This is a genomic window from Erwinia sp. HDF1-3R, assembly GCF_039621855.1.
Lineage (GTDB): Bacteria > Pseudomonadota > Gammaproteobacteria > Enterobacterales > Enterobacteriaceae > Erwinia.
In genome coordinates this window covers 2,362,871-2,381,115 of the sequence record NZ_CP155071.1, presented here as the reverse complement: position 1 = coordinate 2,381,115, position 18,245 = coordinate 2,362,871, and the positions used below count along the sequence as shown (strand labels likewise).

The window sequence follows — 18,245 nt, the reverse complement described above, 5'->3', positions numbered from 1 at the left end:
GGCTGATGAGTAACAGAAGACACTTTTTACGCAGCGCAGCGGCAGGCGCAGCGACGCTTGCCGTGGGCAGCAGCATACTGACGGCAGGCCAGTTATCGGCCAGGGCGGATGATAGCGTGCCGCACAGCAAGCCTGAATCGGCCCCGAAAAAGATTATTGCCCTGGAAGAACACTTTATGCTGCCGGAGTTTGTGACCTACCTGGCTGAAACAAAACAGAATATCAAACCGGCGCTGTTCAACAACGTCGTGCCCGTTCTATCCGACTTCGGTGCGGGCCGTCTGGAGGTGATGGATAAAAACGGCATTGATTTCGCCGTGCTGTCGCTCTCCGGCCCCGGCGTCCAGATTGAGCCAGACAGAGAGCAGGCGGTGAAGCTCGCCCGCTACGCTAACGATCGCCTTGCGAAAGAGATGCACAACAATCCACATCGCTATGGTGGCTTTGCGCATCTTGCGATGCAGGATCCCCGGGAGGCAGCCCGGGAGCTGGAGCGCTGCGTCCGGCAGCTGAAAATGCAGGGGGCAATGATCAATGGCGAAACTAACGGCCTCTATCTCGACGACCGCCGCTACGATATTTTCTGGGAAAAGGTGCAGGAACTGGATGTGCCTGTCTATCTCCATCCGGGTAATCCACCGGATCATCCCCATATGTTTACCGATCACCCTGAGATGTGGGGGCCAGTATGGAGCTGGGCGGTTGAAACCTGTAGCCATGCGATGCGCCTGATCTTCAGCGGGACCTTTGACCGTTTCCCCGGCGCTAAAATCATTCTCGGCCATATGGGGGAAACCCTGCCCATCCAGCTCTGGCGGCTGGACAGCCGGATCCAGACCGCCAATCTGAAATACGCCCTGAAAGCGATGCCCTCGTACTACGTGCGCAAGAATATCTTTATCACCACCTCCGGCGTCTGTTGCGATGCCGCGCTGCGCTGTGCGTTAGACAGCATAGGCCCGGAAAATGTGATGTTCTCGGTCGACTATCCGTTTGAGAAGACGGATATCGCCAGCCGCTGGATCCGCAGTGCGAGCGTCAGTGAAGCCGAACGTAATGCCGTTGCCTGGCAGAATGCCTCCCGGCTGATGAAGCTCTGATTTGTCCTGACCCTGTGCCCCAGGGTGACGTGACATTGTCACCACTCCTCACTGATTAAAGGTCATTTATGAAAACACTCCCGCAAACGGGTGGCTTTACGCTGATGGCCGTGGCCTGCCTGACCATCATGGTTGGCTGCGTTATCGTACCGGGCCTGCCCTCCATTTCCCGCCATCTGGGCGTGGAGGATGCCGCCGGCTGGCTTGTGACGCTTCCGGCACTTGGCGTGGTCCTTTTTGGTCCGCTGGCCGGACGGATTGTTGACCGGGCGGGGCTGACGCGTTCACTCCATATCGGACTGTTTTTATATGGCCTGTTCGGTGCGGGTGGCGCTTTTCTGCACGGGCACTGGGCGGTATTTACCGACAGGCTGCTACTCGGTATGCCCACCGCGCTGGTGATGTCCAGCGGCACCGCGCTGATCTCATCGTTTTATCACGGCGAGGCCAGGATGCGAATGATTGCCCGTCAGGGAATGTCGATTGAACTGGGCGGCGTCATCTTTTTGTTTCTCGCCGGTCTACTTGCCACCGCAGGCTGGCGCTGGCCATTTACGCTCTATCTGCTTGCCTGGGTATTACTGGCGATGGTGCTGGCCTTTATACCGGGCGACCCACACACCGCACCGGAAGAGACGGCCGCGTCCCCGCGGGCGAAAACCGGTGCGCTAAGGCTGACCTATACCGCCGCACTGTTTTCGATGATCTGCTTTTTTACCGCCATTATCCTGCTACCGCTGCACTTTAACGCCATAGGGGTGAGTGAAGCGCAGACCGGTTATTTTCTCTCATTCGTCTCGCTGATAGCGGTTTTTGCCGCGTGGCTGATGCCAGAGCTGGTCAGGCGCCTGTCCGGGCGGGTAACGCTTGCCCTGGCTTTTACGCTGTATGCCGTGGGGCATCTGCTGTTTGCCTTTGCTCCCTCTATGCCCTTTTTTGTGCCTGGCGGCATCGTCATGGGCTGTGCATTTGGCTTCTCGGTCCCGCTGGTTAATCATCTGATGGTGCAGCTTTCCAGCCCGGCTCAGCGCGGACGAAATCTTGCCCGCCTTTCCATGGCCCTGTTTCTTGGGCAATTTCTGGCTGGCTTTATGGGGTATCTTCCTGGGAACAGTACGGCGGTGTTTACTGCGGCAGCGCTCATTGCGGCCGCTATGGCCGCGCTGACGTTCGCTTATAAGCCTTTTCAATAATCGCCCGCGGATCCAGGCTTCGTTTATAAGCCTTACCGATAATCCGCTGCGGCTGCGGGTCCGGGCCATGCCCGCATTTCCGCCGCCGGGCTAAGGTTAGCTATTTTCGTCATTAAGCGGTTGCCACGCCTTTTGCTATGTTGCCCGTAGTGTAATGACATAAAGGGAAACAGGATGAAAAAGGTCTGGCTGAGCAGCCTGGTGGCGGCCGCATTAATTAGCATTACCTCTCACGCACTGGCGGAAGAGACCCCTGCGGCGGTAAATATCGGCTTTCAGAAAGCCAATATCTTCGCCCTGCTTAAATATCGCGGCACGCTGGACAGCGAATTCAAAAAACAGGGTATTACGGTGCGCTGGGTTGAATTTCCGGCAGGGCCGCAGATGCTGGAAGGGTTGAACGTCGGCAGCATCGATCTGGCCGCCACCGGTGATGCCCCGCCGACCTTTGCTCAGGCGGCGAAGGCCGATCTGGTCTACCTTGCCCACTCTCCCGCCAACCCCAAAACCGAGGCGATCGTCGTACCGCAAAACTCGGCGATTAAAACCGTGGCCGATCTCAAAGGGAAACGCGTGGCGCTGAATAAAGGCTCCGACGTCAACTACCTGCTGGTTAGCGCGCTGGAAGATGCCGGGTCAGGCTACCGGGACATCATCCCGGTCTATCTGCCCCCTGCCGACGCGCGTGCGGCGTTCCAGCGCGGGGCGGTGGATGCCTGGGTGATCTGGGACCCCTACTACGCCGAGGTGGAAAGCAGCACGGGCGCAAGACGGGTGAAGGACGCGACGGGCCTGGTGCCACACTATACCTTCTACCTGGCGAGCCGTAAGTTTGCCGACCGCTATCCGCAAACGGCGCTGAAGGTGGTGGATCAGCTGGGGGATCTGAGCGACTGGGCCAATCAGCACCCGCAGGATGCGGCGAAAATCCTCTCCGCCTCTACCGGCCTGGCGCAGCCCATCTGGCAGCGTGCGCTGGCCAGAATGCCCTTCGGCGCAGAGCGCATGACCCCGGCCGTGTTTCAGGAGCAGCAGAAGCTGGCCGATAAGTTCACCCAAATCGGCCTGCTGCCGGTGAAAGTGGACGTCAGCAGCGCAACCTGGTCGCTCGACAGAAAATAACGCCTGTGCAGGTGGGCGGCCGCGGCTGCCCACCTGCACTTGTGTCACAGCAGTGAATATACCTTAATTTTCCACCCGCGCAGGCTGTCTGGCCTGCTCCGCCGTCGTCGCATAGCGGCTGGTTTTAAAGGGGAGCGACAGTCGCCCGCGCAGGGTAGCCTGGTCTGATGGCTGCCAGTAGCCGCGCGCGGCAAGGATCGGCAGGACAAGCTGGGTGATATCCTCCAGCGCCTCCACCAGCACCGGCCCGCTGATAATAAAGCCGCTGGCTCCCCCTTCCTCCACCCAGCGAATAAAGGTCTCAGCCACCTGCTCTGGCGTACCGAAAAACTCCCCCCGGGGCAGCGTGGTTTCAAAGGCAACCTGCCGCAGGGTGAGCCCTTCCGCCTTCGCCCGCTGTTTAATACTGTCGGTGGTCGAACGGAAAGTATTCTGTCCCAGATCGCCTAAATCCGGGAACGGCCCGTCCAGCGGATACTGACTGAAATCATGGTGGTCAAAGAAGCGTCCCAGATAAGCCAGCACGTCCTCTGCCGAGAGCAGCGAAAGCAAATGCTGATATTTCGCCTCGGCCTCTTCTGCCGTTTTCCCGACGATCGGGCTGATGCCGGGAAAAATACCCACCGGCTCCCGCCCATTTTTCGCCACTTCTGCCTGGAGCCTGTCGGCATAGATCCGCGCCTCCTCCAGCGTACGGGCATTGGTAAACACCGCATCCGCTGATTTGCCGGCCAGCGCAATGCCGGTTTCCGACGCGCCCGCCTGGAAAATAACCGGCTGCCCCTGGGGGGAACGCTGGATATTGAGCGGCCCTTCTACCGAGAAATACTCCCCCTGGTGATTCAGCTTATGCAGCTTTGCCGCATCAAAAAACCTGCCGCTCTGCCTGTCGCGAATGAAGGCATCATCCTCCCAGGAGTCCCACAGCCCCTGCACCACGCTGATATACTCCCCGGCAATTTTATAACGCAGCGCGTGATCCGGGTGCGCCTTGCCAAAGTTGCGCGCCGACCCTTCCAGGGGCGAGGTCACTACGTTCCAGCCTGCCCGGCCGCCGCTGATATTATCGAGCGTGGCCAGCTGGCGGGCGACGGTAAAGGGATCGCTGTAGGAGGTGGAAACCGTCCCCGCCAGGCCGATGTTATGCGTCACCGACGCCAGCGCGGAGAGCAGCGTAATGGGCTCAAATCGGTTCAGAAAATGCGGCAGTGATTTCTCATTAATGTGCAGGCCGTCGGCGACGAAGAGAAAATCGAAGCCCGCCGCCTCTGCACGCTGCGCCAGCCCGGTGAAGTAGCGGAAGTTAACGCTGGCATCCACCGGGGCCTTTGGGTGACGCCAGGCGTTCATATGCCCGCCCGCGCCGTGCAGCATCAGTCCGAGTTTAATCGTGGTCGTGTTGCTCATCAGATTTCCTTACTGCTGGCCCGCCAGCAGGGCGATGGAACGCAGACGCTGGCTGGCATCGGCCAGCGGCGTGTGCAGGATAAATTCGGAGATGTTTAGCCGCTGCTGCAGGGCAGCCAGCTTTTCGTGAATGCGCGCTGCGGTGCCGTGCAGGATGGTCAGCGGCTGCTTATCAATGCGGTAATCGCTGGCCCCCGCCTGACGCACAAACGCCTCTGCCTGGTCGCGCGTACCGACGGTGACGTGTTTGTCCCCCAACGTGACGCGGAAGTTATGCTGATCGGCCACGTGTGCCCGCGCCTCTTCTTCGGTATCGGCAGCCAGCGCCGCCAGGCTCACCAAAGCCTGACCCCGCCCACCGGCATACTCATGGTAAGCCAGCACGGCCTCAGTCATCGCGACCTCGTCGGGGTTGATAAAACCGGCAAAGACAAAGTTCCAGCCCAGGGACGCGGCCAGACGTGCGCTCTCTTTACTGGCCCCCAGCAGAAACCGCTGCGGCGAGGTGGCCGGGGCGGGTAGCGCGCGGGCTTCGTCCCCGGAAGCATTTGCCCCATCCTGATTCAGGTACTGGTCCAGCCGGGTGAGCTGCGTGGTGAAATCGTCACGGCTTTCCCCTCGTGCGCCCTGAAGCGCCCGGGTAGAAAGCGGTAGCCCGCCCGGTGCCTTGCCGATGCCCAGATCCACCCGATCGGGAGCCAGCGACGCGAGCAGATGGAAATTCTCCGCCACCTTGTAGGGGCTGTAGTGCTGAAGCATCACCCCGCCGGAGCCGATGCGTAGCCGGGCGGTTTTTGCCAGCAGCCAGGCGATCAGCACCTCCGGCGAACTGCCTGCCACCCGATCGCTGTCGTGGTGTTCAGATACCCAGAGGCGATGATAGCCCAGCCGCTCGGCCTCGAGCGCAAACGTCAGGGTGGTGCTGAGCGCCTGTTCAGCACGCTCTCCCTCAGCAATGGGGCTTTGATCTAATAAACTCAGTCGGTAATTCACGGCAGCCTTCCTCGCGGTTTTGCATCAGAATTTCATATAAGCCGCCGGGTATTAAATATTAATTCCGACTTAGGTTTTCCGTTATTGTCACAAACCTCCCGGTAATGGAGCGCCGTGGTTTTTAATTAGCCCTTATTGTTATTTCGCCCTTAGTTTATTTAGTTTTGTTGTTTTACTTCATCCGCCCCCTGGAGAATAGTGCAGGGAAAGTGGAAAATGAAAATACGGATAAACAATAAAATGATGAATCGAACGCGCCTGGCCGCACTGGCCCTGGCCCTCAGCTTTACTACCCTAAGCCACGCCGCTGGCGCCGACCTGGTGGCGAATGAAACCCCCATTCATACCGTTAAAAATAACGCCGCCGCGGCATTAATTCCCCCCGGGTTTAAATTTGTTAAGCCGGGTAGCCTGACCGTGGCGCTGGCGGTGTTAGGCAGCGCCCCGCCGTTTGGCTTATATGCCAGAGACAACAAAACGGTGATTGGCAGCGAGGCGGATATTGCCCGCCTGGTTGCCGACGGGCTGGGGCTGAAGCTGAATATCGTTCCCGCCTCGTGGGAGGACTGGCCGCTGGGCGTCGCGTCCGGTAAGTATGACGCGGCAATATTCAATATCACCGTTACCCAGGCGCGGAAAGAGCGCTTCGACTTTGCCACCTACCGTCTGGATACGCTGGGCTTTTATGTTAAGAGCACCAGCAAGATCGTTAAGATCGACGCCGCGCCGGATATTGCCGGTAAACGCATTATTGTCAGTTCCGGTACCAATCAGGAAGCCATCCTGCTGAGCTGGGATAAACAGAATCAGGCGAAGGGGCTGGCTCCCTTCCAGCCGCTCTATGTGACGGATGATGCTGCCTCCACGCTCGCTCTGCAATCCGGGCGGGCCGATGCCAGCTTTGGCCCTAACGTGACCGGAGCGTGGCGGGCCAGACAGACCGGCACCACCCGGCTGGTGGGCACCGTTCCCGGCGGCTGGCCTAACACTGCCAATATTGCCGTCACCCTGAAAAAGGGTAATGGGCTGGTGAACGCCGTCCAGGCCTCGCTAAACAGCGCAATCGCCAATGGCAGTTATCTCCAGGTGCTGGATCGCTGGGAGGAGAGCGTGGAGAAAATAGACCACTCTGAGATTAATCCGCCGGGCCTCGGCGACTGAGCAGGGAGAACCCGATGATCGACGATCGCTTTATTCATACCAGTCCGGACGATCCGCTGATTGAACCGGTGCTTGATGGGCTGTTTGCGGAGTACCGTCAGCGCTACGGTGATTATTTCGCGGCTCAGGCCGAAGAGGTTGAGCCCCTGGGGCTGTACGCCCCACCCGAGGGTGCCTTTATCGTCCTGCTGCGCCATGAGACGCCGATCGCCATGGGGGCGTTTAAACGCTATGACGCCCGCACGGCCGAGCTTAAGCGCATCTGGACGCATCGCTCTATGCGGCGCCAGGGGCTGGCGCAAAAGGTGCTTGCCGAGCTGGAACGTCTGGCACGACTCCAGGGCTATCAGCAGGCGTTTCTCACCACCGGCTTTCGCCAGCCGGAGGCGGTCAGGCTCTACCTGTCCCACGGCTACCAGCCGCAGTTTGATACCTCCGTCGATCCGGAACGTTACTCCCTGCCGCCCTATGACGGGCGTCTGCCCTTTACTAAAGCGCTGTATCATCCGTCCGCGCTGAAGCAGAGTGCATAAGGAGCTGAGATGTCGTCCGATAATCCCGTTCGTTCCGCGCTGACCACGCATACCGCCCATTCCGCGCTGAAGGTCGTACCCGCGCGCTATCCACTGCGGCTGCTGGGCGCCCTCTTTTCGCTGTTTATCCTGCTGGGCATTGTGCAGTCGGTGGCGACGAATCCACGCTGGGAATGGGCGGTGTTTGCCCGCTGGTTTTTTGATCCCATAATCCTGAGCGGTCTGGGGAAAACGCTGATGCTCACGCTGCTCGGAACGCTGTTTGGCACCCTGCTGGGCACGGCGCTGGCCCTGGCGCGCCTGTCGCCGTCCTGGCTGCTGAGTACGCTGGCGTGGGGGTATATCTGGCTGTTCCGATCGCTGCCGCTGCTGCTGGTACTGATTGTTTTGTATAACTTTTCCTATCTCTATGACCAGCTGTCCCTGGGGATCCCCTTTACCTCAGTCACCTTCTTTCACCACGCCACCACCGATGTACTGGATCAATTCTCCGTGGCGGTGCTCGGCCTGTCGCTGGTACAGGGTGCCTATACCGCAGAAATTATTCGCGGCGGCATTCTTGGGGTGGATCGGGGCCAGCATGAAGCGGCTGCCGCCCTGGGCCTGCCGCCCTTGCGCCGCACCTTTCGCATCATTTTGCCTCAGGCGCTGCGGGCCATTTTGCCCACGGTTTTTAACGAAGTGATCGGACTGGCTAAGGGTACCGCCATTGTGTATGTCCTCTCCATGCCCGAGCTGTTTTACACCGTACAGATACTTTATAACCGCACCCAGCAGGTGATCCCGCTGCTTATGGTCGCCAGCGTCTGGTATCTGCTGATCACCACCGTGCTGTCTGTCCTGCAGTACTACGTGGAGCGCTTTTTCGCGCGTGGCGTGCTGTATGAATCTGGCCGGCCGCGCATCACCTTTTTTCGCCGTGCTCAGCCTTAAACAGCGGTGCCAGCACGCAGGAGTTTACCGTGTCCGAAGCTTATCAACTTTACCCGCCGCAGGGAGCGCAATCTGACGTTGCGCACGCCCCCCTGCCGCGCTCGCGCCAGGGGCGCATTGAAATCAGTAATATCAGCAAACGCTATGGCACCTTTACCGCGCTGGATAACGTCAGCCTGACCATTGAGCCAGGCACGGTGACGGTGATCCTTGGGCCGTCAGGATCGGGTAAATCCACCCTGCTGCGTACCATTAACCATCTGGAGCGCGTCGATGAAGGCTTTATACAGATTGATGGCGAATATGTCGGCTACCGTCGCAAAGGGGACCGGCTGTATGAGCTTAAGGAGCGGGCAATTCTGAAGCAGCGCACCCAGGTTGGCTATGTGTTCCAGAATTTTAATCTTTTTCCACATATGACGGTGCTGGATAATATTACCGAAGCGCCGGTCGTGCAGGGGTTACTGACCCGCAGGCAGGCCGTTGAACGGGCTTACCGGCTGCTGGAAACGGTCGGCCTGCATGAGAAAGCTGAAGCATGGCCGCGCCAGCTCTCCGGAGGTCAGCAGCAGCGGGTCGCTATCGCCCGCGCGCTGGCGCTGGAACCTAAGGTGATGCTGTTTGACGAGCCGACGTCGGCGCTGGATCCGGAACGGGTTGGCGAAGTGCTGGAAACCATCAGAACGCTGGCGCTAGCGGGAGTGACGATGGTGGTGGTCACGCATGAAATTGGCTTCGCCCGGCAGGTGGCCGATCGCGTGGTCTTTATGGCTGAGGGTAAAATAATTGAATCCGGTAGCGCAGAGCGGGTACTTAACCGCCCCGCCCATCCGCGCACGCAGCGCTTTTTGCAGCGGGTGCTGTAAACGACTTATACCGGTTTTTATGGAAAAACATCGCATCCACCAGGTTGTTACTGAACTGGCGATATCACGGTGGATAATGTGGGGAGCCTGTTGCTCAAGCTGTGAAGACAGTGAAGGTGCCCATGGCCGTTAACCTTAGGGTGTGCAGATTTTTTCCCGCTGCGCATAGCGTTCATGCCTGGTAGGAGACGGGCCTGGGAGTGACTTACCGTGAAAATAACGTACACTTTATGACTGCAATACAGCCTGGTTATGCCCGCTGCTATTCGGACAAGCGGAATTTGACTGTCCCGCAGCAAGCCCACCAACGTTGTCTGATAAACAGCAAAATTAGAACATATTAAAAAAGCGCTTATGACAGTGAATGTCCATATCGCTGCCAGCACCCTTACAGGACGTGCAGCGGGTACGATAGCTGGAGTTGTGGCTACATATGGCCTTGTCCAGAAAGCGGCGGATAGTGCCCATCGTCTACAGGTTCAAAACCCAGCCTGGCACTTCGCACTTTACATGCAACAACTGGAAATGATGTAATTCCTGATTGAACCGATATTCGAGCGTGGTAACTTAGATTTTTATCATCTCTGTACGGACCAGTGATTCTCACGATTATTTTCGCACTGCTTCAGGGATATTTTTTCCCTGACAGCCCTGTCTGACCTACAGGCGTATTCGCCACACTTATGATTTTTATTTTTACGCGTTACTGTAAATGGTGACAGCGTGAATATCGCTTTTTTTTAAATCATCAATGATAAGGAAATTATATGTCTACTCCCGCTCACCTATGGCCTGAAGATGAAATAAGGCTATATGGATGCCTTTTAACGGGTGATGGACAGCGCGTCAAGAGTACAGATGGACTACATTCTCCTGCGATAGCCTGAATATTTTCGCTTTGCAAAATTGATGGGAAGGCTGGCACAAGGCAATGCAGATGGAGTCATTAACGTGCCTAAAGATCACTGAAAACCTCGCGCCGGAAATTTCGACGGTTCCGGCGTAGAACCTCCTTATAGTTGAAAGTATATATTGCAGCATCATTTAAGCAGGCGAGTTAAAAACAACAACACGCGAACTAAAATGGACAAAAATTAATTATTCAAATAATAGGAGTCAGATCCCAAATCACAGTGGAATGTGCGGTTATGATATGTTGAAAATCACTCTATGGGGATAGCATCAGAACTTTCGAGGCGCAGCCCCACAGATTTACAAGCTCTTATAAACCCTAAGGATGAGGAAAATAATATGAGCAAAAGCCATGATCAGGGTACTATAACGGTCGATGCCCCATCATCTAATCCAGGCTCAGAAAGTCCACGTGGTAACAGCGGAGGTAGCGGAGGTAACAAGGGAAATAATGGGTCGCACAATAATAACAAGGGAAATAGCAGTGTAGTCTCCCGAGCCGCAGATGATACCCTTGCCCGTTCTTTTGGTATCAATCCAGAAGAGTTCACAGGCTATTATATCGATGGAAACGGCGATATTATAGCCGAAGTATCTCTTTCATCACCAGCAGTTCCCACCGTGGATGGATACAGGGTGGGAGTGAACCTCGGTCCTCTACCACCCGGTTTAATTCCCAACAATAATGGGACGACAAATAATGGAAAGAAAGCAGGCTCAAATCCAGGTGGTCTCGTTACTATTTCCTTTAGAGGTGATACTTCCGATGCACGTATTGCCGCGCTGAATAAAATCATAAGCGCTAATGCACCGCTGGTAAACAGTGGCCATTCTGGTCAGAGGATTGTGCGTGCGAAACAGGCAACGTGGCTGGCACAGGCTGAACTGGTGGTGATTAATAATGCACGAAAGCAAAAGGATGCAGAGGACAGGGCAAGAAAAGAGCAGGAAGAACTGGCACGTCAGCGTGAGAAGGAAGCGGCGGAGAAAGCCAGTGCTGAAAGAGAGACGCTGAGCAAAACCAGTGGGCTTATCGCTGATGTCGGTGACCGAATGGGTGAGTATCTTGGAGATAAGTATAAATCGCTGGCTAACGAAATTGCGAATGATATAAAGAACTTCCAGGGGAAAAATATTCGCAGTTACGATCAAGCGATGGCATCGCTGAGCAAAGTCACGTCTAATCCTGCGATGAAAATCAATAAAGCAGATAAAGATGCGATTGTTAATGCGTGGAAGCATGTAGATGCTCAGGATATGGCGAGTAAACTCAGTAATCTCGGAAAAGCGTTTAAAATTGCTGATAGAGTGATGAAAGTCGAGAAGGTGAGGCAAAAAAGTATCGAAGGATATGAAACTGGAAACTGGGGGCCGCTAATACTGGAAGTAGAGTCCTGGGTGCTGGGCGGGATAGCTGCCAGTCTGGCCTTGGGTTTTTTCTCAGCGACAATTGGGTTTGCTCTGTTATATGCTGGCGTTCCTGCGATAGCTGTGGGAATATCAGGAATTATGTTCGCTGCCATCGTCGGAGCATTGATTGATGACAACGTGGCTGACAAACTAAATCAGCAAATAATCCGCCCCGCAAATTAACTGGAAAGAAAGGCGGTCATTGCCGCCTTTCTTTTAAAAGCCTGCGAACAATAACAGGAATAAAAAGCACGCCATAGCTCAACATAAATATCACAAAATAGAATGCAATATACGCCAACAGCAAGAGTGAATTATGTCCTGACATCAGCCTGAGAGGTCTCCCTGCGGTGGTCAGTTCATGATCGCAGCACAATAATAGATAAAAACAAAATGCATAGAAGAATGGACTGAGCAGACAAGAGCGTATAAGCGCCGCTCTGTCAACATTCTTAATAACTTTGCGAATCTTTATCGTACACGCAAAGCATAAAAAAGCCAAAATGGGTGCGGTTTTGCAATAAACATCCATGACCTTAGTCATCAGCGGATTTTTTGCAGATATTAGTCCCGGAAGATCGGCGGTTCTGGCTGCGATATCCTTCAGAATGGCAGAGTCAGCGTTATGCAAATCCATCGCCCAAATCACTACCAGCGGAATAACACCCGCAAACAAAAACAGATAGGACAGCCTGTTTGCTAATTTATTGTCCTCTTCAATACTCCGCATTGCGATTCCTTCGCCTCTGTGCTGGTCACCTTTTCTTCATCATATACCCATCCCGGCGGTAATTACACCGCTCAAACAACCCTGCTGATATCCCCTCACCACTTCATCGCACCCTGCTGCCATGACAGCAGCCGGTCACGCAGGGTAAACAGCAGCGTGATTAGCGAGGAGAATAGCAGCGCCATCACGATCAGCGCACCGTACATATTGGCATAGGCGGCCCAGCCCTGCGCCCACTGTAGATACCACCCCAGCCCCGACTTCACCCCCATCATTTCCGCGGCGACCAACACCGAAAATGACGCCCCCAGTCCCATAAACAGCCCGACAAACACGTGCGGCAGCGATGCCGGTACCGCCACGCGCAGGATCAGGAACAGCGGACGCGCCCCCAGTGTTCTTGCCACGTCATAATAGCGATCGTCAACGCTGCTGACACCTGACCAGGTCAGCACCGTCACCGGAAACCAGGTTGCCAGGGCAATCAGAAAAATTGCCGCGGAAAAGCTGGAGGGAAAGAAATAGAGCGACAGAGGCAGCAGCGCCGTTGAGGGAACCGGACCCAGCAGGCGCAGTACCGGATGAACCCAGTACCCCAGCCCACGCGACCAGCCGATGGCAACGCCGGTGATAAAGCCACTCAGGCTGCCCAGTACAAAACCTGCCGCCAGCAGCCGCAGCGAATTCAGCACGCTGTCCCCCAGCCGTCGCCAGTCGGTGGCATAGGCCTCAACCAGCGCGCGCGGCGGCGCGAAAAAAGGCGCGGGCAGCAGCGCCAGATTGGCGGTAACCGTTTCCCACAGGGCAATCAGCACGGCCAGCACCACCAGCCAGCGTGCCGCCCTGCGCAGCGGGTCGAACAGCCGCCCGTTAAGCACTCTCCCCAGCAGCGTTGCGAGGGTGAGGATGACCGCCAGCACCACGAACAGCCGGTGAGTTTCACCGACAAAGCGCGGCGGCGCAAAACCCACCTGCCGGTCCGGCCAGAAGATCATCAGCGCCGCCAGCAGCCACCAGGCGAGTACCGCCAGCGCTAAGGCGGGCGAAATGGCTGCCGGGGGCGCAGGCGTTTGTACGAACGTGCGCGGAATAGCAGCTGATGGTGCAGACGTTTGTGCTAATGCGGATGGGATTGCAGGCGATGAGACCGGCGGCAGTGCAGTATGCCCGCTGCTTTTCTTCGGGCTGGCATCGGTAAAGGCGTCGCTGGACATGGTGCCTCCGTTAGCTCATATGCGCGTGCTGAACCGCAGGCAGCAGCTCGGGAACATAGTGTTCCGCAAAGCGCTGCGCATCGGTATCAGGACGTATCACGTTGATGAGTTTCAGCTCATTGACATACACCGCGACCTCTTTACGCAGCTGGTCGCCGGTCGAGTGATGATGGTGCGTATGTTCGCGCAGCATCGCGGTGATGTCGTCAATCGGTACCTGGCCCGGCACATAGGGGGCAAAGATTTTTGCCGTCTCTGCCGGATGATCGGCGGTCCACTGCTGGGCATCCACGATCGCCTGGGTAATTGACCGCGCCACGGCGGGATTATTACGTACCAGCGATCCGCGCAGGCCTAATACACAGCAGGTCAGATTGCGGTACTCGCCGTTAAGGTTATTGTCCACCTCGACCAGCCCCTCACGATGTTTGATTAACCATCCCTGGGGGTCGTCGGTGGCCAGCGCCTGGACTTCCCCCTTGCGCAGTGCCTCACCAAACAGGTCTTCCGGGTACTGTACCCAGTTGACCTGTTTGTCGGCATCAATGCCCTGCTTAGCCAGCTGGATAGCAAAGAAATTGCGGATTGGGCTGGCCTGATCGGACACCGCGACGCTTTTTCCCACCAGGTCGCGTACGCTGTGGATCCCGGCGCTGGCCGGGGCCAGCAGCCGCATACAGCCGCCGTGCGTACCGACGGTCAAATCGACGTCAAACCCCTGTTCGAGCGGTTTAAGCCAGCGCAGCGCCATACCAATGCCGCCATCCGCCTGCCCGGTAGCGATGGCCTGGAGCAGGGCATCCGTCGGGCCGCTAAAGTTGACCGGCTCAACGTCCAGGCCATATTTTTTAAAAAAGCCCTGCTGTAGCGCCACGGAGATCGGTGCCTGACAGACCGCCGTCTGTCCCCAGGCCAGCTTAACGGGGGTCAGTTTTCCCCCGGCGGCTGTCGGAGGTTCAGCCCAGGCAGGCAGCGCTGAAGCCAGCCCTATTCCTGCTCCCATCGCGCCAAGCGTCTGAATAAAGGAACGTCGCGAAAAATTCCGGTGACCGGCCATAATTAACTCCCTGAAGTATGATGTTCTCACTACTTTTACAGGCCTGGAAATATCCACCAAATAACATTAGTGCATTAATAATTCTGCCAGCGGCAATATGTCTCAAAGCCTCACTATATTCACTTTGTACGTTAGCTTAGCGGTTATTGTTTATTTACCTTTTATTCTCAGCGCGGAATATAACCGCCAGCAGCAGAAGATATAAGGACCATAAATGACGTTAGCCGAAGACATTAGCCCGGTCACCGGGCTGGCATTAACTATTGCGGGCATCAGCCACGCGTTCTATCTGGGCGGTGAGGCGCTCCCGGTGCTGGACGACGTCTCGCTACGGGTGAAGCCGGGGGAATTTGTTGCCCTGCTTGGCCCCTCCGGCTGTGGGAAATCCACCCTTTTGCGTCTGGTGGCCGGGCTTGACAGGCCTGCCGTCGGGCAGATTGAGGAAGATGGCAGGCCGCTTAGCGGCCCCGATCCCAGCCGGGTGGTGGTGTTTCAGGATCCCACCCTCTACCCCTGGCGCAGCGTGTGGCGTAACGTCGCGCTGGGGCTGGAAACCCGCAGCAGGCTGACCGCAGAGGACAAAATTCGCGTCGACGCCATGCTTGAGAAGGTGGGTTTAAGCCAGTTTGCCCATGCCTGGCCGCATCAGCTTTCCGGCGGCATGGCGCAGCGCGCCTCGCTGGCACGCGCGCTGGTTAACCGGCCCCGGCTGCTGCTGCTGGATGAACCTCTCGGCAAGCTCGACTCCCTGACGCGCATCCGTATGCAGCAGGAGCTGGTCGCACTGTGGCGGGAGCAGCAGTTCAGCGCGCTGATGGTCACTCATGATGTGGAAGAAGCCCTGCTGATGGCCAATCGGGTAGTGGTCTTTAGCCCGCGTCCCGCCCGTATTATCGACACCCTTGACGTGGCCCTGCCCTGGCCGCGTCGGCGCGACGACCCGCGCCTGATCCAGCTTCGTACCCGCGTGCTCGATTTACTTGGCGCGGATATCCCCGCGGCCTGAATTATCCCCGGAGCCTTTAATGACAATCTATAACGGCATTACCGAACTGGTCGGCCAGACCCCACTGCTGCGGCTTAACGGCTTCAGCCAGCAGTTTACCCTGCAGGCCGAGCTGGTGGCGAAGCTGGAGTATTTTAATCCTAATCACAGCAGTAAAGACCGCATCGCGCTGGCGATGATAGAAGCGGCGGAGCGTGACGGCAGGCTGCGGCCCGGCATGACGCTGGTCGACACCACCAGCGGCAATACCGGTATTGCGCTGGCCGCCATTGCGGCAGCAAAGGGCTATAAATTTCGCGTCTATCTTCACGACAAACTGAGCGCCGAGCGCTTTGCTATTCTCACTGCCTTTGGTGCGGAGATCGTGCCGTTTAGCCAGGTCGAGGGCTTTGACAACGTTATTGAAGAGAGCGACGGTGACTTTGTTGCCGCCGCCCGCTGGCTGGCGGCTAACGTTATCCTGAAGCAGCCGAATATCTGCTTTACCTGCCAGCTGGAGAATCCGGTAAATCCTGATGCCCATTACCGGCATACCGGACCGGAGATCTGGCAGCAGACCGGCGGCCATATTGATCTGCTTATCGCCTCGGTCGGCACCGGCGGTACCCTTTCCGGCGCGGGACGCTATCTGAAGCAGCACTCGCCATCCATTCAGCTGATTGGCGTTGAACCAGGCAGCCACTCGATCCCAGGCCCGGATAACCCGGACAGGCGTGAGATAACCGGGGTGCACGCCTTCCACGACGTGGCACCTGAACGGGTGCCGCCCACGCTCGATCGTACCCTGGTAGATGATGTCTTTGCCGTGGAGAGCTGGCAGGCGATACAGACCGCGCGCGAAGTCGCGGCTTCGGACGGTATTCTGGTTGGGGAGTCTTCCGGCGCGGTGCTCTTTGCGGCGCGTGAAATTGCCCGCAGGCCGGAGAACGCCGGCAAACGTATTGTGGTGATTCTGGCTGACAGCGGCCTGACCTATCTCTCGACCGGGCTGTTTGATCCCCGGCTGACCATTGCGCAAATCGAAGCGGCACAAAAACCAATTTATTTGAATGCATTATAACTACAGCGGATGATTATTAATCTGCAAGATAATACAAGGTAAGGTTTCATTGCCACAATGACAGAAAGCCGCCTTAACTGGCGGCCTGTTTTAAAAAATAGATTTATGGCCTGTGGTCTGTATCAAAATCAAAATACCCACAATATGGACAGGCTACTAAATCACCAGGATCGTCTATTTTATCTACAATAGTATTATAAGTTACTGTTTCACGGCAATTACTGCACGTCACGATCTCGTTTTGTTCAGCGCAAATCCTGAATGTATATAAAGTAAAATTGATACCTCTAAATTTTTCCACGGATATCCTTGATTTGAGTATTTAAGGCAACACCGGCGACTTATATTTTTCACACTAAATTGACTTAGTTGCCTGCACGACAACCCCTGCACCAGCTCTGATTCGTTGCACCGGTAGGTACAGTTCTCAACCCAAACAAAATCTGAAGCTCGCCAGCTGTATATGCAGTAATTTTTTTACACTTTGGACAGGTGTGCGGGAGGTTAACCAGACCTACCATATGACTTCTCCTTATGCGCTACTGCGCTTTAATGGACCTGCAAGGATTATCGGTTGAAGTAAGGTTATCTTTAGAGAAATTTATGAGATATTTAAATCTAACACAGGCGATTTAACTTAAGTTTTCATGCGCCTGAGGTTGAATTAGCGGACATGTAGTGGTTGCAGTGGCACGTATAAGATAAAACAGGCCGGTTTCCCGGCCTGTGGCATCAGTTATTAACGGGAATAACCGCGCCTTTATATTTGGTGCGGATCCAGTCCTGAATTGATTTAGAGTGCAGAACGGTAACCAGTGCTTTAATGTCTGGCTTATTCTCATCACCGCGATGCACGGTGATGATATTGGCATACGGGTTATTCTCGCCGCTCTCAACCGCAATCGGATCTTTAACCGGATCCAGACCCGCATCAATCGCGTAGTTCGCGTTAATCACTACCGCGTCACCTTCATCGTTGTTATACATCTGCGGCAGCAGTGCGCCCTCAACGTTTGCGAGGAATTGCAGATGCTTCGGGTTGTCCACAATGTCACTGATGCGCGCATCCACTTTGCTGACGCCTGGCTTAAGCTTAATCACGCCGGCCTTTTCGAAAATCGAGAGGATACGCCCCTCTTCGGCTACGGCGTCACGCATGATCACTTTGCCATTCTGCGGCAGATCCTTCAGCGACTTATACTTTTTGGAGTAGATGCCAATCGGTTCGATATGAATGGCGCCCGCGCTGACAAAGTCATAGCTTTTATCGCCCGCATGATCTTTCAGCACGCTGTTCAGGTAGGGAACGTGCTGAAAGTAGTTCGCATCAATGTCGTGGCTGGCCAGCGCCGTGTTCGGCAGGATGTAATCCTGGAAAGGCTTGATCTCAAGGTCGATACCCTGCTTAGCCAGAATCGGTTTTGCCTGCTCCAGGATTTCCGCGTGCGGGACATTGGAAGCGCCCACGGTCAGGGTATCTGCCCACGCGCTCAGACTCAGCGCGCCCAGGGTGGCCGCAGCCAGCAGCGTCAGTGTTTTTTTCATTAT

At 56.1% G+C, this 18,245-nt stretch carries 16 protein-coding genes and 2 pseudogenes; 12 read left to right on the top strand and 6 right to left on the bottom strand.

Features of this window, described 5'->3' with window-relative positions; translation table 11 throughout:
- Nucleotides 1–5: 5 nt before the first annotated feature.
- From AAGR22_RS10900 to AAGR22_RS10890, 3 genes are all read left to right on the top strand, one after another.
- Nucleotides 6–1,100 (top strand): amidohydrolase family protein, encoded by a 1,095-nt coding sequence (locus tag AAGR22_RS10900; protein WP_345831504.1) that lies wholly within the window; start codon nucleotides 6–8, stop codon nucleotides 1,098–1,100.
- 68 nt (nucleotides 1,101–1,168) lie between these two features.
- Complete coding sequence (locus AAGR22_RS10895) at nucleotides 1,169–2,293, top strand: MFS transporter (protein ID WP_067701956.1); 1,125 nt, start codon at nucleotides 1,169–1,171, stop codon at nucleotides 2,291–2,293.
- A gap of 174 nt (nucleotides 2,294–2,467) precedes the next feature.
- Nucleotides 2,468–3,415 carry a sulfonate ABC transporter substrate-binding protein gene (locus AAGR22_RS10890; protein ID WP_345831503.1) on the top strand — a complete coding sequence of 316 codons (948 nt, stop codon included), beginning with the start codon at nucleotides 2,468–2,470 and terminating at the stop codon, nucleotides 3,413–3,415.
- Between the two features lie 63 nt (nucleotides 3,416–3,478).
- Here AAGR22_RS10890 and AAGR22_RS10885 read toward each other — a convergent pair whose 3' ends face one another.
- Together AAGR22_RS10885 and AAGR22_RS10880 are read right to left on the bottom strand one after the other, a co-directional pair.
- Nucleotides 3,479–4,822 (bottom strand): LLM class flavin-dependent oxidoreductase, encoded by a 1,344-nt coding sequence (locus tag AAGR22_RS10885; RefSeq protein ID WP_345831502.1) that lies wholly within the window; start codon nucleotides 4,820–4,822, stop codon nucleotides 3,479–3,481.
- Nucleotides 4,823–4,831: 9 nt separating this feature from the next.
- Nucleotides 4,832–5,815, bottom strand: coding sequence for an MsnO8 family LLM class oxidoreductase (locus AAGR22_RS10880; RefSeq protein WP_067701965.1), 984 nt, complete (start codon nucleotides 5,813–5,815; stop codon nucleotides 4,832–4,834).
- Nucleotides 5,816–6,055: 240 nt separating this feature from the next.
- On the opposite strand from AAGR22_RS10880, the gene AAGR22_RS10875 reads away from it, so the two are divergent.
- The 7 genes and pseudogenes from AAGR22_RS10875 (at nucleotide 6,056) to AAGR22_RS10845 (ending at nucleotide 11,813) form a co-directional block, all read left to right on the top strand.
- Nucleotides 6,056–6,976 (top strand): ABC transporter substrate-binding protein, encoded by a 921-nt coding sequence (locus AAGR22_RS10875; protein ID WP_345831501.1) that lies wholly within the window; start codon nucleotides 6,056–6,058, stop codon nucleotides 6,974–6,976.
- Nucleotides 6,977–6,990: 14 nt separating this feature from the next.
- Nucleotides 6,991–7,509 (top strand): GNAT family N-acetyltransferase, encoded by a 519-nt coding sequence (locus AAGR22_RS10870; RefSeq protein WP_067701968.1) that lies wholly within the window; start codon nucleotides 6,991–6,993, stop codon nucleotides 7,507–7,509.
- Between the two features lie 9 nt (nucleotides 7,510–7,518).
- A complete protein-coding gene (locus tag AAGR22_RS10865) occupies nucleotides 7,519–8,442 on the top strand; it encodes an amino acid ABC transporter permease (RefSeq protein ID WP_345831500.1) in 924 nt (307 codons plus the stop codon).
- Between the two features lie 92 nt (nucleotides 8,443–8,534).
- Entirely contained in the window at nucleotides 8,535–9,308 is a 774-nt protein-coding gene (locus AAGR22_RS10860; RefSeq protein WP_345831585.1) for an amino acid ABC transporter ATP-binding protein, read from the top strand.
- A gap of 327 nt (nucleotides 9,309–9,635) precedes the next feature.
- Nucleotides 9,636–9,839 (top strand): annotated as a pseudogene (locus AAGR22_RS10855) (hypothetical protein); the annotation flags it as partial.
- Nucleotides 9,840–10,118: 279 nt separating this feature from the next.
- Nucleotides 10,119–10,277 (top strand): annotated as a pseudogene (locus tag AAGR22_RS10850) (arylsulfatase regulator); the annotation flags it as partial.
- A 282-nt stretch (nucleotides 10,278–10,559) separates the two neighbouring features.
- The gene (locus tag AAGR22_RS10845) at nucleotides 10,560–11,813 is read left to right on the top strand and encodes an MAP7 domain-containing protein (protein WP_345831499.1); all 1,254 of its coding nucleotides are present in this window, start codon (nucleotides 10,560–10,562) and stop codon (nucleotides 11,811–11,813) included.
- A gap of 16 nt (nucleotides 11,814–11,829) precedes the next feature.
- Here AAGR22_RS10845 and cui read toward each other — a convergent pair whose 3' ends face one another.
- The 3 genes from cui to AAGR22_RS10830 all read right to left on the bottom strand — a co-directional run bounded on the left by cui (nucleotide 11,830) and on the right by AAGR22_RS10830 (nucleotide 14,631).
- Nucleotides 11,830–12,360 (bottom strand): colicin immunity protein Cui, encoded by a 531-nt coding sequence (cui, locus tag AAGR22_RS10840; RefSeq protein WP_345831498.1) that lies wholly within the window; start codon nucleotides 12,358–12,360, stop codon nucleotides 11,830–11,832.
- 95 nt (nucleotides 12,361–12,455) lie between these two features.
- Nucleotides 12,456–13,574 (bottom strand): ABC transporter permease subunit, encoded by a 1,119-nt coding sequence (locus tag AAGR22_RS10835; RefSeq protein ID WP_345831497.1) that lies wholly within the window; start codon nucleotides 13,572–13,574, stop codon nucleotides 12,456–12,458.
- A gap of 10 nt (nucleotides 13,575–13,584) precedes the next feature.
- Nucleotides 13,585–14,631 carry an ABC transporter substrate-binding protein gene (locus AAGR22_RS10830; RefSeq protein ID WP_345831496.1) on the bottom strand — a complete coding sequence of 349 codons (1,047 nt, stop codon included), beginning with the start codon at nucleotides 14,629–14,631 and terminating at the stop codon, nucleotides 13,585–13,587.
- A 214-nt stretch (nucleotides 14,632–14,845) separates the two neighbouring features.
- Between AAGR22_RS10830 and AAGR22_RS10825 the strand changes: the two genes are divergently transcribed.
- Both AAGR22_RS10825 and AAGR22_RS10820 read left to right on the top strand, forming a co-directional pair.
- Nucleotides 14,846–15,637: an ABC transporter ATP-binding protein gene (locus AAGR22_RS10825; protein WP_067701979.1), complete on the top strand. Its 792-nt coding sequence runs from the start codon at nucleotides 14,846–14,848 to the stop codon at nucleotides 15,635–15,637.
- Between the two features lie 19 nt (nucleotides 15,638–15,656).
- A complete protein-coding gene (locus AAGR22_RS10820) occupies nucleotides 15,657–16,697 on the top strand; it encodes a cysteine synthase family protein (RefSeq protein WP_345831495.1) in 1,041 nt (346 codons plus the stop codon).
- A gap of 732 nt (nucleotides 16,698–17,429) precedes the next feature.
- On the opposite strand, the gene AAGR22_RS10815 is transcribed toward AAGR22_RS10820, so the two are convergent.
- Complete coding sequence (locus AAGR22_RS10815; protein ID WP_067701985.1) at nucleotides 17,430–18,242, bottom strand: MetQ/NlpA family ABC transporter substrate-binding protein; 813 nt, start codon at nucleotides 18,240–18,242, stop codon at nucleotides 17,430–17,432.
- Between the last annotated feature and the right edge of the window lie 3 nt (nucleotides 18,243–18,245).